This is a genomic window from Anabaena azotica FACHB-119, from assembly GCF_014697625.1.
GTDB lineage: Bacteria > Cyanobacteriota > Cyanobacteriia > Cyanobacteriales > Nostocaceae > Trichormus > Trichormus azoticus_A.
Genome location: NZ_JACJSG010000002.1, coordinates 64,192 through 88,848 on the forward strand (window position 1 = coordinate 64,192; position 24,657 = coordinate 88,848).

The 24,657-nt window shown below is 38.9% G+C and carries 16 protein-coding genes; 11 read left to right on the forward strand and 5 right to left on the reverse strand.

Features of this window, described 5'->3' with window-relative positions; genetic code table 11:
* From H6G83_RS01615 to H6G83_RS01630, 4 genes are all read left to right on the forward strand, one after another.
* Positions 1 to 150: a hypothetical protein gene (locus H6G83_RS01615; protein ID WP_190466494.1), complete on the forward strand. Its 150-nt coding sequence runs from the start codon at positions 1 to 3 to the stop codon at positions 148 to 150.
* A 329-nt stretch (positions 151 to 479) separates the two neighbouring features.
* Entirely contained in the window at positions 480 to 773 is a 294-nt protein-coding gene (locus H6G83_RS01620; protein WP_190465978.1) for a helix-turn-helix domain-containing transcriptional regulator, read from the forward strand.
* A gap of 15 nt (positions 774 to 788) precedes the next feature.
* On the forward strand, positions 789 to 1,631 hold the full coding sequence (gene fdhD, locus H6G83_RS01625; protein WP_190465980.1) for a formate dehydrogenase accessory sulfurtransferase FdhD: 843 nt from the start codon (positions 789 to 791) through the stop codon (positions 1,629 to 1,631).
* Between the two features lie 174 nt (positions 1,632 to 1,805).
* Complete coding sequence (locus H6G83_RS01630; RefSeq protein ID WP_190465981.1) at positions 1,806 to 2,612, forward strand: alpha/beta fold hydrolase; 807 nt, start codon at positions 1,806 to 1,808, stop codon at positions 2,610 to 2,612.
* 248 nt (positions 2,613 to 2,860) lie between these two features.
* On the opposite strand, the gene H6G83_RS01635 is transcribed toward H6G83_RS01630, so the two are convergent.
* Positions 2,861 to 4,798: a transglycosylase domain-containing protein gene (locus H6G83_RS01635; protein WP_190465983.1), complete on the reverse strand. Its 1,938-nt coding sequence runs from the start codon at positions 4,796 to 4,798 to the stop codon at positions 2,861 to 2,863.
* Between the two features lie 1,089 nt (positions 4,799 to 5,887).
* Between H6G83_RS01635 and H6G83_RS01640 the strand changes: the two genes are divergently transcribed.
* Positions 5,888 to 6,145, forward strand: coding sequence for a hypothetical protein (locus H6G83_RS01640; protein ID WP_242044380.1), 258 nt, complete (start codon positions 5,888 to 5,890; stop codon positions 6,143 to 6,145).
* Positions 6,146 to 6,327: 182 nt separating this feature from the next.
* Here H6G83_RS01640 and H6G83_RS01645 read toward each other — a convergent pair whose 3' ends face one another.
* The gene (locus H6G83_RS01645) at positions 6,328 to 7,245 is read right to left on the reverse strand and encodes a polysaccharide pyruvyl transferase family protein (RefSeq protein WP_190465985.1); all 918 of its coding nucleotides are present in this window, start codon (positions 7,243 to 7,245) and stop codon (positions 6,328 to 6,330) included.
* Positions 7,246 to 7,528: 283 nt separating this feature from the next.
* Complete coding sequence (locus H6G83_RS01650) at positions 7,529 to 8,797, reverse strand: tRNA nucleotidyltransferase/poly(A) polymerase family protein (RefSeq protein WP_190465986.1); 1,269 nt, start codon at positions 8,795 to 8,797, stop codon at positions 7,529 to 7,531.
* An 87-nt stretch (positions 8,798 to 8,884) separates the two neighbouring features.
* Here H6G83_RS01650 and H6G83_RS01655 point away from each other — a divergent pair, with 87 nt between their 5' ends.
* The 5 genes from H6G83_RS01655 (at position 8,885) to H6G83_RS01675 (ending at position 15,276) form a co-directional block, all read left to right on the forward strand.
* Positions 8,885 to 9,133 (forward strand): Ycf34 family protein, encoded by a 249-nt coding sequence (locus H6G83_RS01655; RefSeq protein WP_190465988.1) that lies wholly within the window; start codon positions 8,885 to 8,887, stop codon positions 9,131 to 9,133.
* A 417-nt stretch (positions 9,134 to 9,550) separates the two neighbouring features.
* On the forward strand, positions 9,551 to 11,134 hold the full coding sequence (locus tag H6G83_RS01660) for a histidine kinase N-terminal 7TM domain-containing diguanylate cyclase (protein WP_242044382.1): 1,584 nt from the start codon (positions 9,551 to 9,553) through the stop codon (positions 11,132 to 11,134).
* Positions 11,135 to 11,311: 177 nt separating this feature from the next.
* Positions 11,312 to 12,148 (forward strand): alpha/beta hydrolase, encoded by an 837-nt coding sequence (locus tag H6G83_RS01665; RefSeq protein WP_190465991.1) that lies wholly within the window; start codon positions 11,312 to 11,314, stop codon positions 12,146 to 12,148.
* A 325-nt stretch (positions 12,149 to 12,473) separates the two neighbouring features.
* Complete coding sequence (locus H6G83_RS01670) at positions 12,474 to 13,469, forward strand: alpha/beta hydrolase (protein ID WP_190465992.1); 996 nt, start codon at positions 12,474 to 12,476, stop codon at positions 13,467 to 13,469.
* Positions 13,470 to 14,526: 1,057 nt separating this feature from the next.
* Positions 14,527 to 15,276, forward strand: coding sequence for a hypothetical protein (locus H6G83_RS01675; protein ID WP_190465995.1), 750 nt, complete (start codon positions 14,527 to 14,529; stop codon positions 15,274 to 15,276).
* Between the two features lie 254 nt (positions 15,277 to 15,530).
* Here H6G83_RS01675 and H6G83_RS01680 read toward each other — a convergent pair whose 3' ends face one another.
* Complete coding sequence (locus H6G83_RS01680; RefSeq protein ID WP_390821110.1) at positions 15,531 to 17,498, reverse strand: ATP-binding response regulator; 1,968 nt, start codon at positions 17,496 to 17,498, stop codon at positions 15,531 to 15,533.
* A gap of 21 nt (positions 17,499 to 17,519) precedes the next feature.
* Positions 17,520 to 23,510: a hybrid sensor histidine kinase/response regulator gene (locus H6G83_RS01685; RefSeq protein WP_190466002.1), complete on the reverse strand. Its 5,991-nt coding sequence runs from the start codon at positions 23,508 to 23,510 to the stop codon at positions 17,520 to 17,522.
* Positions 23,511 to 23,892: 382 nt separating this feature from the next.
* Between H6G83_RS01685 and tsaB the strand changes: the two genes are divergently transcribed.
* Positions 23,893 to 24,546 (forward strand): tRNA (adenosine(37)-N6)-threonylcarbamoyltransferase complex dimerization subunit type 1 TsaB, encoded by a 654-nt coding sequence (gene tsaB, locus H6G83_RS01690; RefSeq protein WP_190466005.1) that lies wholly within the window; start codon positions 23,893 to 23,895, stop codon positions 24,544 to 24,546.
* Positions 24,547 to 24,657 lie beyond the last annotated feature (111 nt).

Consider the following 24,657-nt stretch of genomic DNA (forward strand, 5'->3'; position numbering starts at 1 on the left):
GTGCAAGATGTCAGTTTAGATAATAATCAATTTCATGCTGGTATTTTGATTGCTAAACGTAGAAGTCCCTATGAAATTGCTGAACGAGTTGCTATCCTTCTTGATACTTTGACAGCAGACGAAATTGCTAATCAGTTATTGTATGTCTAGCGCAACAATAGCTAAAAATAATTAGACCTCTTGCATAAGTAGTTTTCATTCCTTCTCCACAAGAGGCTGCGCCAACGGTTCCCAACGGGTACGGTGGTTAATAATTCATACTTAACTGTTGAAATATACTTAGTATAAATTACCCAATGTATCATGGTTTTTAGGACTTACGCAAGTGTCATAATCAAACTAACTGTAGGGTGCGTCAGCCCCAATAATTTTGTATACATTTAAGGATTTTCCACATCTGACGCACCCTACCCCATGTGCCAGTTGCGTAAGTCCTGGTTTTAGTGAGCATAGCCCACCCTACTACAGGAGTAGAGATGATGCCTAGAAGTACAAGCTATCACGAAAAACTGATTCAAGACCTTAAAGATCCATTAGAAGCAGCAGCGTATATCGAAGTTGTCTTAGAAGAAAGCGACCCAAGGATGTTAAGTAAGGCACTAAAAAATGTCATAGAAGCTTACGGGGGAATTGATCAGCTTTCTACACAAGTTCAGCAAGTCTACCATCAACTTGAACAAATCTTATCAGAGAAAGGTGAAATTGAATTTTACCGCCTAAATTCATTATTAGATGCTTTGGGGTTACGGTTAGCAGTAACAGTAAAACCATAATCATCAAAGCCATTAATGAAACCCCTAACAAGAAGTAAAATCAAAACCCCCGTTTGGGTAGTTGAGAAGGGAAAAAAGCGACTAAGACAAGACCATCTCACCACCGAAGAACCGTTAGAAATTCGCCTAGTATCCCCCAAGCGTACCGTAGCCGTGACTATGCGAACCCCAGGGGCTGATTTTGAACTAGCGGCTGGTTTTCTCTATAGTGAAGGTGTAATTAATTGTCAGCAAGATATTCAACGTATTAGTTACTGTGTTGATAAATCTATCGATGGCGAACAGCGTTACAACATCGTCAATGTAGAATTACGCTCAGGGTTAATTGCAGACTTACAACCTTTAGAACGTCATTTTTACACCAACAGCGCCTGTGGAGTTTGTGGTAAAGCCAGCATCGAAGCTCTGCGTCTGCGGGATTATCCTATCATTTCTTCCCAGCTCATGGTAACACCAGAGTTAATTTACACTCTACCAGATCAACTCCGGGCTGCTCAAAGCCTATTCTCCACTACTGGAGGTTTACACGCTGCGGCGATATTTAACTCCCAAGGACAACTTCTCAAGTTGCAAGAAGATGTTGGTAGACATAATGCGCTAGATAAATTAATTGGTGCGGCGTTGTTGAGTGACGAGTTACCCTTCAATCATCATATCCTCATGGTAAGTGGACGCTCCAGCTTTGAAATTCTACAAAAATCTGTAGCTGCTGGCGTACCCATTGTTTGTTCCGTTTCCGCCCCCAGTAGTTTAGCAGTGTCCCTCGCCCAAGAATTTGGTATTACCTTAATTGGTTTTCTACGTGGGGAAAGGTTTAATATTTACTCTGGTATGGAAAGAATTGCAGTTGACAGTTGACAGTTGACAGTTGACAGTTATCAGTTATCAGTTATCAGTTATCAGTTGACTATTGACTATTGACTGTTGACTATTGACTATTGACTATTGACTATTGACTATTGACTATTGACTATTGACTGTTGACTATTGACTATTGACTATTGACTATTGACTATTGACTAATAACTAACTATGCCAAAGGTTCATGTAAATGGAATTGATTTGTTTTACGACATCAAAGGTACAGGAGAACCTTTGGTTTTAATTTCTGGTTTACTGTGTGACCATGCTTATTGGTCGCTCATTATGCCATCCCTGACTTCCCAATATCAAGTAATTCGTCTAGATAACCGAGGAATGGGACGCAGTTCTGCCCCAGATAGCCCCTATACTCTTAGGCAAATGGCAGATGATGTTGCTGCATTGCTTGATCATATCAGCATTGATCAAGTACACATAGGCGGTCATTCAATGGGGGGTCAAATTGCACAAGAATTTGTCTTAGCATACCCCCAAAAAGCCCAAAGTTTGATATTACTTTCTTCTTTAGCCAAGGGTGACGGACTATTTAATAGTATTATTACCACTTGGGGCAACCTTCTCGCTCATGTAGACTTGCGGTTATATGAACAGGTCGTATTACCTTGGATTTTTACAAATACTTTCTATTCAATTCCGGGGATGATAGACCAGTTAATTGAATTTGCTGTACATTATCCCTTCCCCCCAAAGAGCCATAGTATATATCATCATAGTCGAGCTATTGTAGACTGCGACACCACAAACCGACTACAAAATATACTCTGTCCCACTTTAGTTTTAGTTGGTCAGCAGGATATTCTCACCCCAGTAAAATTTTCCCAGCAATTAGCGCAAGCAATTCCCCAGGCGGAACTGATAGTTTTAGCTCAAGGTGGTCATGGTTTCTTGATAGAGTCACCGGATGCTGTGGTTAAGGCTATGCTGAAGTTTTTGGCATCAAGACAAATTATATATTAGTCAATTAGTCAAGCGATCGCCACAAGCGCGTCACACCTTCTTCAAAATTAGCGAAGATAATAGTTCTCAATAAAGCACACTGTAGATTGACAAGGCGGCGGAATCTTCCGCCTTTTTATTTTTCTTAGGACTTACGCAACTCGTACTTGGGGTAGGGTGCGTCAGATGTGGAAAATATTTGAATGTGTACGAAATTATTGAGGCTGACGCACCCTACAGTTAGTTTGATCATGACACTTGCGTAAGTCCTATTTCTGTTTCTTCCCAGGCTTAGGTCGAGCAAACTGAGAAGCTGATTTAAAATTCTCCACTGGTACATTCTTAAGCGCCTTCTGCATAAAATCTCGCCAAATAGGACTCACCATACCTCCACCTGTCGCACCATCAGCTAATTGTCCGTTATCATCCCTACCGACCCAAATCGCAGTGGTTAACTGTGGTACAGTACCAATAAACCAAATATCTTTTTCTGCGGTAGTTGTACCAGTTTTGCCAGCAACTGGACGGTTTAAAGCCGCACCCCTACCCGTTCCCTCTTTAACTGCTGATTGCAACACATCTAAAATTGTAGCTGATGCCCAAGAATCAAGAACTAAACGAGGTTTAGGGGTATTATCTAATAATAAATCACCACTACTATTAGTCACACGGCTAATCAGGGTTGGGGAAGACCGCCAACCATAATTAGCAAAAGTCGCATAAGCACTAGCCATCTCCATTGGTGTAACGCCAATAGCACCCAATGGTAAAGAACTTACAGGTTCCATAGGACTAGTAATTCCCAAGATACGGCAAGTTTTGATCACATTATTCATGCCTACAGCTTTACCAAGCCTCACCGCAGGAACATTACGAGAAAGTGCTAAAGCAGTCCGAATTGGCATTGCACCCTTAAAGCTATTATCGTAGTTACGCGGAGAATAAGATTTGTCCCCATCAGGGTAGGTAACTGGAGAATCAAGCACTGTTGTATTTGGTGTAAACTTGCCGCTTGCAAAGGCAGTATAGTAAACAAAGGGCTTAAAAGCAGACCCAGGCTGACGCAGGGCTTGAGTTGCACGGTTAAATTCGCTCTTTTTCGCGTCTACACCACCTACTAAAGTTTTGACAAATTGGGTACGTGGGTCAATTGCGACTAAAGCAATTTGATTGTTATTCAGACCTTGACCTTTAAGAGTTTTATGCCATTTTTTAATAGTTCCTTCGGCAATTGTTTGTAAGTCGCTATTTACCGTTGTCTGTACCCTCATTCCACCTTTAAGTACAGCATCACGCCCAAACTTTTGGATTAATTCTTGTGATACAGCATTAGTAACATCAGGAAAAACACTAGCTGCAAAAGATTTAATTCTACCTAATTTAATCGGTTGCTGGAGAGCATCATCATATTCTTGTTTGGTAATCCATTTCAATTCGAGCATTCGTTTTAGTACTTGTCTTTGCTTTTGTATCGCTAAATTCTTGTCTACAAAAGGACTAAATTTTTCTGGAGCTTGAATTAAACCAGCCATCATTGCTGACTCAGCCAAAGTTAAATTCTGGGCTGATTTATTAAAGTAAGACTGTGCAGATGTTTCCGCACCATAGTTATTATGACCCCAGTAGACCTGATTGAGATACATCTCTAAAATTTTGTCTTTACTGAGAATATGCTCTAAGCGAATTGCTAATACAGCTTCCGCTATTTTGCGGCTCAAAGCACGTTCGCGAGACAAAAACAAATTTTTTACTAACTGCATAGTGATGGTAGAACCACCCTCTTGCACAGAACCTGCTGACCAATTAACTAGCGCCGCACGTCCAATACCTCCAGGGTCAATACCGGGATGGGAGTAAAAATAATTGTCTTCACTGGCTAATACTGCTCTTTTTAGATGTGGAGAAATTTTATCTAAGGAAACAAATTTTCTGTTGGCTTCTCCATGTAGCCCTACCAAAAGTTTACCTTTGATGTCATATATATATGTTGTTTCTGCTGGTACAAAGTTGCGTATTTGTCTCAGCTGTGGCAAATTCCGAAAGCTGACAAATAAACCTAATAATCCTCCAGTCACAACAGAAATAGCTAGCATATTAATTGATAAAAGAGTACCACCTGTAATTAGTCCTACTTTTCTCCAAAATTCAAAATTAGCTGAAGTCTGAATTAGTTTACTCTCTTCCTCAAAAGTTTGTGATGATGACATGATAAGTATATTTCCTTTATAGTAAGTAGAATTAAATATTTTTAATCCAGCACATATATTAGCGGTGTTAAAACCTTGAGATTTTGATTTTTTTAAATATAATATTTTCTATTTTCAGGTCTGAATATGACTATTTATTCATGGCGATCGCATTAATGGAGTAATTCAAAAATATTTAACATTTAAAAATGAATAAAGAATTAATAGTAAAATTGGTCTGCATTTTAGTTTAAAAACACAGATTTAACAACTACATTTTTATTGATATAGAAACAATTTGTACTATTGATATACTTAGAATAAGTCCTAAATTATCATTAATACAAAGTAGTAATCACATTGCTATTAGTTATTGAATTATTTTTTATTTTAAAAGATAATTACTTATTATGAACGTTCTAAAAGGATGATTATCTGACATAAGTTAGAAAAAAATAAATCAAAGGTAAGATATTAAAGCTCTTATTTTAATTTTCTCTATCCTTAGACGTAATTTATCAAGAGGACATATCAATCTATAGAATAGTTATGATTTGGCTAGTTTCCTAAACCAATGCAGACTAGTATTAAGCAAAGATATACAGGACTTACGCGACTGGCACATGGGGTAGGGTGCGTCAGATGTGGAAAATCCTTGAATCTGTACGACATTATTGGGGCTGACGCACCCTAAAGTTAGTTTGATTATGACACTTGCGTAAGTCCTAAGAGATGATTTATAAAGTAAACCTTAAATTGTCGGGTGCGTTAAAGTAGCGCTTAACGCACCGTATTTGCTGGTGCGTTACGGCTAATTCCTCATTTCGCCGACGCTCAAATCCTTACATAGCCGTAACACACCCTACTTAATATTTACTTTATAAATGACCTCTAATATAAAAAAGCCAGAATAGGGTTGATACCTATTGTGCTAAGACAACAAGTAATATCAAGTTCGGCTAATTACTTATAATATGGTTGTTTTGGTCGGTAATTAGTAATAGCTAATAGGTAATTGTTGTGAGCCATTACCGATTACCTATTACCTATTACCAGCCTCCAATATATGATAAGTATTTAAGCGGACATGATATAACCAGAAAAAATCAAATGTATATACAAACAGACATTGACCAAAAAAATCAGGGAGAAGGAGAAATTTACCCTATTGCCAAACCCCCCCACAATTTGAGTCAGACTATATGCTGTGATTGCGCTTTTCGCGTTGAGGTAGCAGATGAGAGCGTTTGTATCCATCCTGAAGAATTAGATGTCAACTGTGCTACCGTGGTTTTCTGTAATTCTTTTCAACCATCTCAAGAAATTGATAGCCCCTGTGTGACTTTCGGTAACGATGATGCAGAATAAGTCAGGGCGCAACAGCTAGCTGTGCGCCCTTACCATAAAAGGACTTACGCAACTGACACATGGGGTGGGGTGCGTCAGATGTGGAAAATCCTTGAATTTGTACGGCATTATTGGGGCTGACGCACCCTACAGTTAGTTTAATGATGACACTTGCGTAAGTATTATATAGTTTTGAATTGCGATTACACCTTGAATTTTCCTTGAGCAAAATCAAGTTTAAATTGTTCCAAACAGCCTTCTAATCGGGATAACATTTCTTCCATGCGATTATCGCTACTAAGACAAGGCTGGGCGATTTTCACTAAGTTAGATAGTTCCCGCGCTGCTTTTTGTTGTCGAAACCAGTCTTGTAACTTACGTGCTGGGGTTAGGAGATGATCTAATTTATTAGCAGAAGTCTGGCTATTAGCCCATCCGCCTTTAGAAGCACGGGGTTGATAATAGTAACTTAAGGAATATGGTTGATATTCCAGTGTCATAGAAGCACACCAATCTTGCCACTTTGTGGGAAGAATTGAAGGATGAGTTGTAACTGCAATCCAAGGTGTTCTTAGCGTATCTGCAACGATCGCACCGTGCATAGCTTCACAAATTAGCACTTCTGTTTGACGAATGCGTATCAAAATATCTTCAATTTCCCAGGCTGGACTGATATAACCAAAACCCAATTGATCACAAACTCTCTGCCAGCCATCTCCCGCAAAATTATAGTGTGGCATATAGGAGAATTTATACTTCTTGGGTAGAGGATTTTGCTCTATTACCTTACGAAGTAACAATGCGCCATCGGTGACGGCTAAATCACTATTTAAACCCAGTGTTTGTGCTGAGATTGGGCCACGTACACAGTATATTTTGTAAGATTCATCAATTACAGGCATAGCTTTTTCATAACCTGCACCTGTGCTAAAAATTACTCGCAATTTTGCCTTGGGTGTACGTCTTGGAAGTGCATCGTTAATTAAAGTACCAATCCCAACAAAAGCACAATCGGGATCATCATCCAAAATCCCTGGAAGCAGTTGCTCCCACAACCAAGGATTCAACGCATCTCCAAAATTTTGTCTACCCTCTGGATACTTGCAATAGTAAAGTTTCATGACTGACTAAGTATAACTTTTATGAATATGAGGACTCAAGACTAGAGCTTGTTTTGTTTGATTTTGCTGAGGACATACAGTAATGATGTTACCCACTACCTCAGCATTTGTTCTGGCTTAGGATAGCATAAGATTTGACATACAGGGAGGAGAGGCTAGAGGTGAAAGCGATGTAGTTGATCTGGTAGATAAATCATGCGGCAAATATAAAATCCAGAGGTAAAGATTTATAAACTTGAGAAAACTTCTCACTTTGCCAAAATTACTCCATGAAAGCAACTGTTTAACCTGCAACTAACCCTCTAGCAAAGGCGATCGCATCTTCTTGTGTGGTAACTTTCCCCTCAATTCTGGCTATAGCAATCTCTGTGAGCAGTTCACCGACAAGTGGCGAGGCAGGAAGATTGAGTGCTATCATTAGATTTTTACCACTTACTAGCTGAGTGGGATGAGCGACCAGATCATCAGGGTTCAGGTAGCGGGTGATCAATGGTGAGTAAACGGATAGCCGATTGTCGCCGGGTATCGCCTCTACCAGAGTATCGTGTACTAAAGCTAAAACAGCCGTAGCTGCAAATGTCGTACCTGCTTCTTGGAACAGAAAATACTGTTCACGCAAGGTAGTTGCTGTTTTTAGTTGAGAATAGAGTCTTAATGCCGTAGTTACACCGCGAACCTCGGCGCGGCTGTAGGTGAGTTGTTGTAACTCAATTTCTGCAACTGTGGGATCTGGGTGAACAAGACAAGCGAGTTTGGTAATACCCAGCCAAGTGGTTTTTACTGTGTCACGGAGGTATTGTTTTAGTTCTACACCCAACTGCGGCCAATGTTGAGCCAGCATAGCCGCTATTTCATCGACGACTGTTAATTTACGCAAACTTTCATCTGTGGTGTGTGGGAAGAATTGTGGGAGTAAACCATCTGTAAACGCCGTGGTTATCCAAGGATTTCCTAAAGGAGTTGCAAGTAAATAGCCAATCTCTACCCGGACTCGTTCGGCTGCTACTTGAGTTAAATGTGATGCTAAATCTCGAATTGTGGCTTGGGTGGCTGGTTCGATGGTAAAGCCTAGTTGAGCGGCTTGGCGATAGGCGCGTAATAAACGTAAAGGATCATCTTCTAAGTTAGCTTTGGCGACCATCCGCAATACACCCGCCTGTAAATCAGCATATCCATTGAGGGGGTCGATGATTTCTTGGGTATGGGGATTGTAGGCGATCGCATTAATTGTAAAATCTCTTCTATGCAGGTCAGTCTCTAAACTGTCGCCTTCCTGTTGGGCAAAATCGGCTGTAGCTTGGGGAAATACCACCCGTGCAATTTGTCGCACTGGGTCGAGTAAGACAAAACCAGCCTGATAATGATGAGCGATCGCTCTAGCTACCTTCACCGCCTTGGATGGTATCACAAAATCTAGATCCAGATATTCGCGACTTCTTCCCAGCAGCGCATCCCGCACCGCCCCACCAACCATATAAGCTGGCTGTGGTAACAATTCCAGGCTAAAAGGCCAATTTTCAGGAGATAGGCTAGAAGGAACAGATCCAAACATTGTAATAAAACTCTAACCAGTAAGTGGTGCTTAACGCCTTGGCTTAAGCTAGATTATCAATAAAGGAAGAATGGAGTTGGTTCTATTATGTGTATTTGCGTAAACTGCCACTATGTAGACCGTTGTGTTACTTATAATGCCGTAGAAACACAACACCAGCAACCCCATTTGACCCAAACCCCAGATTTCGATCCAAATGAACCCTCCATTAACGTTAACATTCGCACCAAAGATGATGTGATTGAAATGGAATGGGATGTTGTTGGTTGTCTCAGCTTTAAGCCAGAAATGGGTAAATGGTCGAAGTTGCGTCCAGGTGAGTTAGTCCCGACTTGAAAATTCAAAATGTTTTGCCGATGTTTGGCTATAAGACCGTCGGCATTTAAGCGGTTAATTTATCCCAAATCTATGAACATTTTAGCCTTGCCTCACTACTAGACTGGCAAGGCTAAAGTGCATTAGCGAAAAACCCAATACCAATTCAAAAAATCTTGGCAACACATCGATTATATCATCTGCGTTTATCTGCGTTTATCTGCGTTCAATTTTCCGCAAACCCTATTGCCATATTTTAGCCAAGCCTTACCAGTAGGTAAAAATTCCCCATATTGTGACAAACCCATACCAAAACTAGCGATAGTCTGCCGATAAAGATTACACAAAAGATCATGACGAGGGCAAACTGATCTCATAAAGTTGAGAAAAACTATTGAGTGCTGCATCACCATGTATGTTGAGTATAATCTCTACTTTATGATTCTGAGCGTAACGGCGGTAATTTCAGCTACTGTTGCCTATGCAGCATGGCAGAGAAGGTCAAGATGTTCGGCTAGCAAGCCTTTCATCGCCATGATGTTGGCGATCGCCGGATACGCTACAGTAGCCGCAATGGAGGCATCCGCAACTCTACTGAGAGATAAAATATTTTGGTCAAAATTGGAGTATGTCGGCTCAGGGACTGTAATTACATTCTTTCTCATATTTGCAATGCACTTCACAAACAAGCTGCATTGGCTAACAATCAGCAATCTTGCCAAGCTATGGGTAATTCCTATCTTCAATATGGCTTTGGTAGCAACAAATGAATGGCATGGTTTAGTCTGGTCAGGCTTTTTGCCAGACCCCCAAGGAACTAATTTTGTGATTTATCAACATAATGTAGGTTTTTTTTGGGTAATGGGATGTGTTTACACCTACACACTTATAGGCACACTCATGCTAGTTCAAAAAGCCTTATTGCCATCAGCGCTGTATCGCCGACAGTCAAGCATGACATTAGCGGCTGTAGTATGCCCCCTACTGGGAGCCACATTGTATATGCTAAGACTGACTCCGGTGGGTTTAAATGTTACGCCGATGAGCTTTATGCTGACTGGAGTATGCTTTTTTGTGAGTGTTTTTCGCTTTCGGATGTTTGACTTAGTTCCTGTAGCCAGAGAAACGCTGATTGAAAGAATGAGTGATGGTGTAATTGTGTTAGATGCCCAAAACCGTATTATTGATATGAATCCGGCGGCGAGATACTTAATTGGCGCAAAACACCAGCATATTGGACAACCTCTGGCTGAAGTTCTGGGAAAATGGAGTGATATTATCAAATCATACCATCCTCATGAAAGTTTTAAAACAGAGATCGTGATGGATTCAGGAACTGTCATGTATTTGGAGTTACTAATTACTCCATTACACAGCGATCGCCAGCAGTTAACAGGGCGGCTATTAGTTTTGCATGACATTACTCAACGTTATCAGGCGGAATTAGAACTGCGACAAGCAAATCAACGTTTGCAAAAACAGGTACTCGAAATTCAAACCCTGCAAGCCCAGCTACGGGAACAGGCTACAAAGGACGGGCTGACGGGCTTGTTTAATCGCCGTTATTTTGATGAGGTCTTCCCCAAAAGATTGTTACAAGCAACCCAAAATGCTGCACCAGTGGCTTTAATGATCATGGATATCGACTATTTCAAACATATTAATGATACATTTGGTCATCAAGCTGGGGATATGGTAATTCAGGGATTTGCCGAGATACTGCACAAGTATAGCAACTCTCAAGATATGGCTTGCCGATATGGTGGTGAAGAGTTCGTCTTGGCTTTACCTGGGGTGGAACTAGAAAAAGCAGTGGAACGAGCAGAACAAATTAGGTCATCATTTGAAATGATGCGGTGGGAATTTGCAGGTAAAGAAATATCTACGACAGTTTCCGGTGGAGTGGGTGTGTTCCCAAAGCATGGAAACACCAAAGATGAGCTATTAAGTGCAGTCGATATGGCCTTATATGCTGCTAAATTAGATGGACGCAACTGTATTAAATGTGTAGCATCTAATTGATGAGATATAGCAGGTGACAGGTGATAAGGGACAGCAATTGGGTTAGGGTGCGTCAGATGTGGAAAATCCTTGAATGTTTACGAAATCATTGGTTCTGACGCACCCTACAGTTAGTTTGATTATGACTATATTAAATGTGTAGCATTTAATTGATGAAATCTAGCAATATACAGATTAATGAATAACCAGCGTCTCCGAAAAATTTTAATTGGTGATTTTACCTGGAGAAGATTGTTAAAATCAATAATTTTTATTTATCTATTTTTTGCTGTGTATGTTTATTTGCGAGCTGATAGTATGATTTTCTTACCTCAACCATCTAGCTATCAAGATACTCAAGCAATCTTCAAGCTCAAGAGCGGGGGAGAAACGAAAATATCAGCAGTTTATTTAGTGAATCCTACTGCTAAGTATACAATTCTTTATGCTCATGGAAATGCAGAAGATTTAGGTGAAATTAAACAATTTCTAGAACAGTTACGCGACTTAGGTTTTAATGTTCTGGCTTATGATTATCGTGGTTATGGTACAAGCGAAGGGACACCTACGGAAAATCACGCTTATCAAGATATTGATGCTGCTTATAATTATTTAATCAAAGATTTAAAAATCCCACCCAAGAATATTATCGTTTTTGGACGTTCAGTAGGAGGTGGTTCAGCAGTAGATTTGGCGGCTCGACAGCCAATTGGTGGTCTGATTCTAGAAAGTACCTTTACTTCGGCTTTTCGAGTCGTAGTCCCAATCAAGATTTTGCCATTTGATAAATTCAATAATTTACAAAAAATCAAAGCAGTTCGCTGTCCAGTATTAATTATACACGGTCAGGCTGATGAGATAATTTCTGTCACTCATGGACAAAAGTTGTATGCAGCTGCACCGTCGCCAAAGTTATCTTTATGGGTGGAAAACGCCAGCCATAATGATGTTTTCTGGGTGGCTGGTCAAAGATATCAAAATATCCTAAGAGAGTTTGCTAATTTAGTATCAAGCTCTCAAAAGTCTTCCTCATAACTAGGATTTACGTAAGTGTCATAATCAAATTAACTGTACTGACTTTTCACGTCATGTGGAAAAGATAACGACAGACCTAACCCCCCAGCCCCCTTCCCTACAAGGGAAGGGGGAGCAGTTAAAGCCTCTCTCCTACAAGGAGAGAGGAATGGAAGTGGGGTTTTTCATATCCCGTGAAAAGTCAGATTAACTGTAGGGTGCGTCAGTCCTAATAATTTCGTACATATTCAAGGATTTTCCACATCTAACGCACCCTACCCCAAGTGCTAATAGCGTAAGTCCTGATAACGTACCTAAATCTAGCGATGGAGTAAATAATCAGAAGATGATAGATATCCTTGAGAAAGTTCAGCAATTAGAGTTAGAAACTGGACTGAGAAATACAGCCTGTCGTTCTCGATTTTTTGTTCATCCCAAGACGACAGCAAAAGTTTGTCTGTTCCTGCATGGTTTTACAGCCGGGCCTTATCAATTTGAGCCACTGGGGAAAGCTTTATTTAAACAAGGGTACAATGTTCTAGTTCCCTTACAACCAGGTCACGGACTAGCAGGAGATTGGCATAGCCACAACCCCCCGCCATTACCAACAGATATTAAAACTTATCTAGAGTTTGTTTTGGAGTGGGTGAAGATTGCTAAAACACTGGGTGAAAAAGTTGTGGTCGGGGGATTATCTTCTGGGGGAACTTTGGCGGCTTGGTTGGCGTTACAGTCTCCCCAGGAAATTGACCGCGCCTTATTGTTTACGCCTTATTTGGGTAATCAAAATTTCCTATTTGATATATTAATAAAAATTTTGCCAATTTACTTTGAGTGGTTCAACAAAGATGCTTCTGGTAATTTTGGTTATAAAGGTTTTCGGGTTCCTGCATTAAGGATATTCTTGGAATTGGGAGAACAGGTTTTAAAACAGGCACAAAATCATCCTTCTGCACCTATTTTAATGGTATGTAGTGAGAGCGATCGCGCAGTTAGTCGTTCTAAACAGCAGGATTTTTTCAAAAGGGTAGTCAAGCAGCAACCTAAATCTTGGTACTACTGCTTTGATGATTCCTTAGAAATCGAACACCGTATGATGACTAAATTGGAAGATAATGATTATGAGGAATTAGTAATTACCTTAGCCAAAGCATTTATCGGTAGTGATTTGACTTGGAAACAATTTCAAGACATGGCAATTAGGATAGTGCAGGGAGAAGCTTATGAAAAAATTCAACAAGAATTGCACCTTGATGCTCAAACTTCTCAATACCTATCGGCAATGATGACTCAAAGTTTTGGTTGTGATAATCTCAAATGTATCAATCCGCATCACGGTTAACTGTTGACTGTAAGTAGAAGGACGTATTAACAATTCACGCATTCACGCATTCGCGCATTAAAGACATTTTGCCTACGGCACGCTACGCGAACAGTCGGGGATTTAAACCCGACTGAAACTGATACTACGTATAGATGTAGGGGTCTTAAACCCTTTTATTTACGATAAATATAAGTTCGTAGTCAGAGGCTATAGCAATTGAAAATCAGGCAACAGAGCGATAAATCGCTGACTACAAACAAAACTTTATTTTAGATTTAATTATGTCTACTTACTGATTTGTATAAAGTTGCTTCATCTTGACACCAGTATGGTATTGGTTGATCCCCTCCAAGGTGACGCAACAATACTGTGATTATTTCTCTGAGTTTTTTTAAAAGCTTCTGGTACTTGTGGTTTGGCATTGGTACAGCGTGGACGTGGTACTTTTAATTTGGCATTCAACTTGTAGCGGACAATTTTATGTACCATTTTGTAGACCAGTGTCAAGTGGGTTTTATAGAATTCTTTTAATAAGTTGCATAAAACTTTAAGTTATCTCAGTTAGTTAAATACCAGCTTAAAGCTGTCCAACTAAAAAAGGTATTTATTCGCAGATAAGCTCAACACTTTACCAAAACTGAATTTTCAGTATTGACCAGAATTGGTTAAATAACTGATTTCAGAATTTGGTAAATAAACTTGGAATTTTTTAGCGTTCTGCTTACTGAAAACCAACGGTTAATTTTATCTAAGGCTTATCAGTGATGCAGTGAATCAAACATCCGTTTCTCTTATTTTTATAGTTGTAAATAATCTTGGCTACAACCATGATTGCTGATTTTAGCGATTAGCATTGCAGTCGCTACACGTAATCTTTCTGGCATTGAGCCAAGACAATTGCAGCCTCAAATGAGTGAATACTTTGAATCTTCACTACTTAATCGCTATACAGTTGGGCGCATGAATTAGCTAAATATCAGTTTTAGCTAGGGAAAATATTGAAGACTTTGCTGAAAATTCAGCAAAATTTGCTTCTTGTGTTGACTAATTACAATCTTGTTTATGAGGTGTCACAATGGTTTCCAATATCAATGTTTCCAATTACGAACTACTAGTCAAGCCTATTATTACTGGTGCCGCAGCACCAAATCGCACTGTTATTCAAGGCTATTTTTTGACAATCTCGAACCCTACCTTGAGGAACTTGCAAATTCAACTTACATTTAAAGGTCGTACTCCTGACATTGCCTCTACTCCGGTACTTGCATTCTGGGATGTTGATAATTCAGCCGGCTCACTAACCCCACTAGCAGCCGACCCTGGCGGACTCGTATGCCTGCGTAGTTATACTTTTAACCTGCCAGCGCTAGATACAGGTCTATTTCTACTGCAACCAGATATTACACAACGTGGAGTAATCGCTAATCGAAATATTGAACTTAGAGGCTACGTTAGACTAAGGCTCGTTTCAGCTTCTCAAAGTGGAACAGTAACTTTGTTGCTCTCAGCGCAACAGAGAGGTACTTTCTTACCTCAAGGGGATTTAAACCCTCCAGCAATTGGTGATTACGATCAGCTTGCATACAGCCTCCCATTAGCAAATGGGGGTTCTGAAGTTACCCTAACCCCTGAGAGTGTTGGTTTAGTATCTGCACTTTCTTTACCAAGTCGGGAACGTATCTTCAGAGAGATTGAAGCAAATCCATCTGTCCTTAGTAATCTCACTAACGACCCTCTGGTTCAACAGATAAATGACCTTAGCGTTGAAGAACAGAAACGTATGGTATCTATTTTCTTGGAACGGTTTCGTGACAACAAGTCATAAGCTTGTGGTGGAGGATTTAAAATAACTGCTAACTCACAACCGGGGTTAGTTGGTTAGCGAAAAATCTAATACCAATTCAAAAAATCTTTGCAACACATCCATTATCAGTAGGGGCGCACAGATGTGCGCCCCTACTCATCTGCGTTTATCTGCGTTTATCTGCGTTCAAGTTTTTTTCAAATCTATTGCTACATTTTAGCCTTGCCAGTCCACTACAATTTAAGGTTTACTTTATAAATCATCTCTTAGGTTAACTAATGACTAACCTCCACAGATGCAAGTGTGCTATGCAAAGTTTCTAGTAATTCCTTGGTGGTGTAGGGTTTGGCGAGAAACTTTTTCACCACCACAGATGAGGCTAGTTTTTGGTTGGTTACTAAACCGCTAACAGCTATCATTTTCACCTGAGAATTAATTTTTTGTAAGGCGCGGATGGCACTAATACCGTCCATTGACGGCATCATCATATCCATGAGGACTACGCTAATTTTATCTTTGTGCTGGGCGTAAAGTGCGATCGCCTCCACACCATCAGAGGCTGTCAGCACCCGGTAGTTATAAGTTTCTAAGGAAATTCTCGTCATTTCCAAGATTTTGGCTTCGTCATCCACAACCAAAACCAACTCTCCGTTACCTTTGAGTAGTTCCAAGTCTTCCGTAAAAGCTGTGGCTGTGGCTTCAACGGCAGGTATAAATACTTTAAACTCTGTCCCTCGCCCGACTTCACTATACACATTCACAAAACCATTGTGGCTTTTAATAATACCTTGTACGGTTGACAATCCTAGCCCTGTACCCTTACCAACTTCTTTTGTCGTGAAGAATGGCTCAAAAATTCTATCAAGTGTTTCTTGTTCTATCCCCATCCCCGTATCAGTCACGGAAATCACTATATAAGGCCCAACGCAAGCATGAATATTCATCCTTGCGTAATATTCATCAATAAACAAGTTTCTGGCAGAGATAGTCAAATTACCCCCATTAGGCATAGCATCGCGGGCGTTGACTACAAGATTCATCAGCACTTGATGTAAGTTTGTAGCATCACCAATAACTGTCCAAAGTTCTGGCTCAATTTGGGTTTCACACTCAATTGATTTAGGAAATGTTTCTTGGATAATTTGCTTAATTTCGGAAAACAAGTGGCTAATTTGAACAATAGTCCGCTTACCTTCTACTCCACGAGTAAATTGTAATACCTGTTTAACTAAAGCCGCCCCACGTTTAGTATTTGATTCGATAGTTTTAAACATTTGCTGACTGCGTTCGTCAACGTTGGGGAGTTTGAGTTGCAGCAGTTGAGATGCGGTAAGAATTGGTGTCAGGATATTATTTAAATCATGGGCAATACCACCAGCTAGAGTTCCTACACTTTCCAATCTTTGAGCGCGGAGAAACTGACTTTCTAATTCTTTTTTCTCTGTTATATCAGTGTTAACCGTCAAAATTGATCTAGGTTGTCCATCCTGATCGCACATTAAATTCCAACGACTGGCAACAATAATAGTTTTACCATTTTTGGTAATTTGCTGTAATTCACCTTGCCAATAACCACAATCAGCCAAGCTTTTCTGGACTACTTGCAGTTGAGATAGGGTTTGCGCTTTATATAAAAGTTTATTGGCATCCTGACCGATAATTTCATGTGAGTGCCACCCATATAAATATTCCGCGCCGTGGTTCCAAAAACGGATGCAGTTGTTTAAATCCCGGACGATAATAGCATCGGTGGTGATGTCAAGTAAGGCGGCTTGTTCACGTAGTTTTTCTTCGACTCGCTGGCGTTCTAAAATCTCTGCTTCGAGAAGTTGATTTTGTGCTTTGAGGGTTTTTGTGAGTTGGCGTAATCTCAAATGGAGTTTGACACGGGCTAAAACTTCTTCATGTTGCAGTGGTTTGGTGATGTAATCGACTGCACCTAAATTTAAGCCTTTAACCTTATCTACGGTGTCAGCTAAGGCTGTCATGAAGATGACGGGAATATCTTGTGTAAGGGGATTATTTTTTAGATGTTGGCAAGTGTCAAAACCGTTTATCCCTGGCATGAGAATATCTAATAATATTAAGTCTGGTGGGGCATATTCAGCTCTGGCGATCGCACTTTCCCCATCTTCCGCAACCAACACCGTATAGCCAGCATTAGCCAAAAAATCAAACAGCAGTTCTAAATTTGTCGGATTATCATCCACAATCAAGATGACATCCTGATCAATTGTATTCATATTCATATTTTTTAAAGTTTTTTAAAATTGTTGCAGAAATTCTAAAATTTGCTTACCTTTAAAGCCTTTCACCAGTTGACGTAAATGAGACGCAAAAGGCGCTAACTTGTCATCCGCCTCCTCTAGTTTGGTAATTACCTGTGTAATACCTCTGAGGTTTCCCCGCATCGCCAAATCCAGTAAAATTGCCAAGTCCTCTGCTGGCGGAGCAATTAATTGTAAATTTTGTGTTGGGTATGGATGAACATCTTTTGGCTGTTGTTTATAGTTTCTTCCATCTTGATAAATCCATTGCAATCCTAGATGAAACTGTAATTTTTCTAAAAGATCGTTTACTTGAATTGGTTTAGGAAGAAAGTCATCACAACCCACATCCAGACTCTGCTGTTTCTCAAAATCAAACACGCTGGCTGAGATAGCGACTACTACAGTTTTATTAAGTTCTGGTAACATTCTCAGGCGACGAGTAGCTTCAAAGCCATCCATCACATTCATAACTAAATCCATGAAAATTAAATCTGGCTTGAATTGACGCGCTTTGTTCACACAATCTAAACCATCTGTCGCTTCCCAGACATCAAAACCCAATGGTTGCAGCAAATTTACCAAAACAGAGCGATTTTCCCATTTATCATCTACTACCAAGATTTTACGTTTTGAGCCGACAAAAGTGACAATATTACCTTTATCAGCACTTTTAACTTCATCAGGTGATACTACCTCTGGTAAATCTAAGTCTAGCCAAAAAATGCTGCCTTGACCTAACTTACTTTCAACCTTAATTTCTCCACCCATCATCTCCACTAATTGACGGCTAATTGCTAAACCTAAGCCTGTTCCTTCTGTTTTCCGACTATTTTCACCCACCTGCTTAAAAGGCAAAAATATTTCTTCTAATTGTGGTGGTGCAATACCAATCCCTGTATCTTCCACCGCAAACCGAATTTTGCCACCATTGGCTTCTGCTAATATATAACCCACCTTGAAAGTAATACAACCTTTTTCAGTAAATTTAACTGCATTACTTAATAAATTAATTAAAACCTGACGTAACCGTTTTTCGTCAGCCAAAATAACTTTAGGTAAAGCAGAAAGTTGTTGGTACAATAACGTAATTCCTTTCTGTTCGGCACGAATACGGCACATTTGTATGATACCTTCTAGAAACTGGGAAAAATGCAACTCCTGCGGGTACAGTTCCATTTTTCGAGCTTCTATTTTGGAAATATCTAAAATATCATTGATCAGTGTTAAAAGGTGTTCGCCGCATTGATGGATAATATCTACACCATTTTTTTGCTGCTCAGTTAATGTTTTATCTTTTTTAAATATTTGACTATAACCTAAAATCCCATTAAGGGGAGTCCGCAGTTCATGACTCATGTTAGCTAAAAATTCGCTTTTCGCCCTGTTAGCAGCTTCAGCGATTTCTTCGGCTCGTTGGCGTTCATCAATCTCTATTTGTAATTGTAAGTTATTATCTTGTAATTCTAGCGTTCGTTCTTCTACTTTGGCTGCTAATGTGCGGTTATATTCCTCTAAATCATTATATAGTCTAGCATTTTCAAGGGAAATTGCGGCTTGGGAAGATAAAAGTTGTAATATTTCTACCCGCTCATTTGTAAACGCTCCTTTTGTCAGATTATTTTCTAAATAAAGAATACCAATCAATTTACCTTGATTAACTATAGGCGTACATAAAATAGACTTTGGCTGATGTTGGATTATATAGCCGTCTGTTGTAAAAGCTCCCTCATGAGTAGCATCGTTAATGACAATATTTTCTTGAGTCCGATAAACATAATTTATTACCGATATCGGTAATTTGTGAAATGACTCTACAGGGGTTTGTTGGTTAAGGGTAATTTCATCTTGGTTATAGCTACCTGATGCTTCTATATATAACTTACCTGCTTTCTCCAAAATCAAAGCTCCTGTTTCTGCGCCAGCATTTTCTAGCACGATTTGCATTAATTTAGTTAATAGCTTTTCTAAAACTATTTCACCAGAAAGCGCTTGTGATGCTTTGATAACTGTAGCTAAATCAAAAATTTCATAATTACCTGGAGTTACTAGGTTAATTGTTTCTTTTTGTTCTGCTATACGGGAGAAAATTTGTGGATATTGGACTTCTAAATCTCTAACTTTCGCTCTAGCACCCCAATGAATATAACCATAATAAGCCTCATTTATATAAGTTAAGGCTATCTTGTCTTTACCACATTGGAAATAAAACTTGGCTGCTAATTCATTAGCTAAAGCTTCTTCTTGAATATATCCATGTTCTTTAGCTCCAGCTATAGCTCTATCATAACTTTCCATAGCTAGCCAATAATTACCCAATATTCTTGCTTTCTCTGCTTCTATAAGTTCATACTTGTGCTGAAAATTCATAGGAGCATTATCTGCCCATCTTTTCATCTTTTCTTGATTATTTTCTACCCGGTTTAGCAGTTGTTCTGGTTTGGGGTTTGACGCTGATGAATATAAGGCAATTTGGGCTAAGGAATCGTAGAAATGGAAAACTGGGACAACTAAGAATGCTTTTACGCCATCTAAATATTGTTCGCCTTGAGTTGCATTTTCCCAAGCTTGATTGTATTCTCCAAACAAGTAGCAAAGAATTAGTTTATTGAGATAAAAATAGAAAAGTACAGTTCTAGCATTAGCTGCTTGCAAAGCTGGTAAAGATTCATCCTCGTTATAAACTTCCCCTAGTAAATGACAGGAAATTTCGCTAGGATTGAGTAAATTGAGAATCGACTGACGATAGATTTGATTCCAACTTAAAGCATTTTCTTGCTTGAATTGAGTTAGTGCTTGATTAACTGAAGCTATTTCTTGCTCTAGTTTTGTCAATTCTTGACCCATGAAGTATAAATGATGACAACGTTGAGCGATCGCATAATAGCCATATTCCAAATGTCCATTTTCCAAACCACTTAAATAACCAGCTTGGAGAATTGGTAATGTCTCCCTCACGTGTACTTTTCCATGTATCGTACAAGAACCAGCTACGAAAAATACACTAGTCTTAATTTCTATCGCATTAAACTGTTCAACTAAACTTAAAGCCAATTTACCAAATCGGTAAGCTGACTCAATATCCTCAACTATCCCGTTTAAAATAACACCATAACAAACGTAACCGTAAGCAGAGAAGGGCGAATTTCCATATTTAATAGATAAATTCACCTGTTCACACACAACCAATGGAAACAATGCAGGTGCAGATTGATACGTCGGGGAACCTAAACTTGTCAGCATCCTGACTGCTGCTAGTTTATCCACCTGAGTCATTAACGGTAGATTAATTAAATCTTCGATATTCTTAAGCGCTAAGTTTGTGGCTGTTTGATTAATAGTTTGTTCAATATCAGATACACTAGGTGAATTTGGTAATTTAAGCCCTAGTAATTCCATTGCTTCCCACCCTATTTTGAAGGCTTCAAGTTGTCTGACTTGCACCATACAAGCTTGAATTTTCACTTCATAAATTTTCATTTTCTCGATAGGGGTTTTTGCTTGTTGTAAAACAACATCAACCCATTCATCCATCTGTGCAAAATCGCCGTTGAGATAGGCTGTTTCTACGGCTGACTCATACAGCGCCAAGGTAAGATTATACTGATGCTGCCAACTATTTGCTGTTAATAATGCCAAACCTACTTTGAGGTAACGCATCGCTGACTCATACGCTGTGGCGATTTTCGCTTTTTGTCCAGCTATAAGATTTAGTTCAGCTAGCTCGTTCTTTTCCGACTCTGATTTTAGTAAATCTACTCCATAATTGAGATGATTAACTAAAGCAAAAATATTCTCTTCTCGTTCGTCAGGTTTAGTATTTTGTAATAGCAGCTTACCAATAATAAAATGAGTGTTTTGCTTTTGGGAGTTAGGAATTAACGCATAAGCAGCTTGCTGTACACGGTCATGTAAAAATTGATAGATAATTGGTTTATGATTTAGCTGCTCGTCAATAACTAGTGGGATTTTATAAGCAGCATCTAAGGGGAAAACTAAACCAGCTTTTAAAGCCGCCCAAAGTTCTCTGGCTGTTTCTGAAAAGGTTTTCTGGTTGACAATACTTAATACATCTAAGGTAAATTTATTGCCAATACAGGCGGCTAACTTTAACACATTTTGTGTTTGTAAAGGTAGCTTCTGTATCTGATTAATCATTAAATCTATAACGTTGTCAGTAATATTGATATTTTTAATTGCTGTAATATCCCATTGCCAAGAAGCCCTATCAAAATTAAATGTTAATAATTTTTCTTGATGAATTGATTTGAGTAATTGAGTGATAAAAAAGGGATTACCTTGAGTTTTCTTAAATAATAATTCTGCTAAGGCTCTAGAATCATTTATGTCTGTGTGGATGGTATCACTGATTAATTGATTAACATGAACAAGCTGTAAAGGTTGGAGTATGATATTGTTGGCGATCGCCTCCGGTGGGGGGGAGCATATCGCACCAGATTTTTGTATTTCATCTACAACCAACATTAATGGATGATTAGAAGTGACCTCATTATCCCGATAAGCGCCTATTAATAATAAATATTGGCTATTTGAGTTATTTAACAATAGTTGAATTAACTTGAGAGAATCTAAATCTGCCCATTGTAAATCATCCAGAAAAATTATTAATGGATGCTCAGGTTGACAAAATACATGAATGAATTGTTGGAATACCCTTTGAAATCTGTTTTGAGCTTCATTTATCCCTAACTGAGCCACAGATGGCTGAGTACCAATAATTTGTTCTACTTCGGGTATTACATCAATAATAATTTGTCCATTAACACCGACCGCCGCTAAGATTTTAGCCTGCCATTTGGCAATTTTGGCTGCGGACTCTGTTAACAATTGTTGAATTAACTCTTGAAAAGCTTGAATAAAAGTCGTATAAGGAATGTTGCGTTTAAATTGGTCAAACTTACCTGTAATAAAATAACCATTCCGAGCAGTTATAGGCTTATGAACTTCTTGCACTAAAGAAGATTTACCAATACCTGAGTAACCGCTAACCAACATTAATTCTACCGCCCCAAGACTGACACGCTCAAAGGCATTTATCAGCGTTTTAACTTCTGTTTCCCGACCATATAATTTTTGTGGAATCAGTAGTTGACTAGAAAAATCAATTTGTCCAATAATGAAGTTTGGTATTTCACCAGTAGACTCTAAATTATTAAGGCATTTTTCTAAATCTGCCTTAATTCCCAAAGCATTTTGATATCTATCTTCAGCCGTCTTTGCTAAAAGCTTCATCACAATATCAGAAACCGCTTGAGGAATTTCTGAGTTGACTTCTTTTGGTGATAGTGGTGTTTTGGCAATATGACAATGAATTAATTCTAAAGGGTCAGTAGTTATAAATGGTAGTTGTCCTGTAAGCATTTCATATAAGGTAACACCCAAAGAATAAAAGTCAGTTCGATAGTCAATTGCTCGATTCATTCTCCCAGTTTGTTCTGGGGACATATAAGGGAGAGTCCCTTCCAAAAAGTTGGGATTACTAATATTAAAGCTTTCCTGCGGTAAACAAGTGGAAATGCTAAAATCTATAAATTTAATTTTGCATGATGTTAGATTTACTAAAATACCTTGAGAGTTTACATCTTTATGCAGAATATTGTTTTTATGTAACTGCTCTAATGTGGTAGATAGTTGAATAGCAATTCTCAGGAATTTGATTAAATCTAAATTTTTAGCTTTAATAATTTTGGTTAAAGTTTCTCCATTAAAATCAGCAAAAACTAGTGCTAATCCATTTTGATAGCTTTCCAACCCAATCGGTTTAATAACTCCTTCTATTTCTAAATTTTGCAGAATTTTATATTGATGTATTAATTGTGCAATCTCTTCTACATTCGGATAATCCTTTTTAATAGTTTTTATAATGACTGATATTTGTCCTTGCTCTTTATAAGCACGATATATACTGGTATTTACTCCTTCATAAAGCAGTTCATTAGGAGTGTAACCAACGATCGCAATACCCATTTTTTATCTCACTGGTATAAAATAGAGCATTCCATTAAGTAATGGTTATAGTTCTTGCTCCTATTTGACTTTAGCAATCTTAATTAATTGTTTACATAGATTTTGAAGATTGACTCAATGATTTTATTGAACAGGACTTACGCAACTGGCACAATTGTAGGGTGCGTCAGATGTGGAAAATCCTTGAATATGTACGAAATTATTGGGGCTGACGCACCCTAAAGTTAGTTTGATTATGATAACCGCCAATACACAAAAATGTGCAACTTAGACTCGTGAGAGCTGATTTATCTTGTTTTTGATGAGGTAGTGTCAAATTTGCTATTGTGTGATTGAATAAATAAATTATGTAACCTATATAAAAATTAATAGTGTAATTACTTTGACTACCCAATTGGAAACCAAATCACAAACATACGGTTTATCCCTGCATACTACTACCCCTGAATTGGGTTTATCAATAAGTAATTTTGCTGGCGAAACTCGCTCTCAAGTGTGGAATTTAGGGCGTGACTTATCTTCTTACATACATCAATATTTACTTGAGTTTATCGCCCCGCAAACTTGGGCAGATTTGGCTTTTATTGCAGTCGCCAAAGGGCCTGGGGGTTATACGGGAACTCGCATTGGTGTTGTCATTGCCAGGACTTTAGGACAACAATTAAATATTCCTGTATTTGGGATTTCTACTTTGGCAGCCGTTGCTTGGCAGGAAATATGTAAAAATCAACATAAGAAAGCGATCGCAGTGGAAATGCCAGCACAAAGAGGGCAGATATTTGCCGCTATTTATCAGCGTTCTCCTGATGGTACTGAATTAATACCTATTTTAGTTGATACAGTATTTACACCAGAAGCATGGCAAGAAACTTTAGCTAACTGGCAAGATGAGTACGAGTTAGTAGAAGCTAAATCCAGTTTAGCAGCAACGGTGACAAGTATTTTGCAACTTGCCTATTTAGAATGGCAACAAGGAAAGCGCCCTAATTGGTCTGAAGCTTTACCTTATTATGGGCAGCATCCGGTAGATATTTAACAGTGAACAGTGAACCGTAAGTAGGGACGGGTTGATTGAGAAATTCATGGGGAAAACAGATATGTCCGCTAAACCCGCCCCGACTTAAATTCATGGGGAAACACAACACCA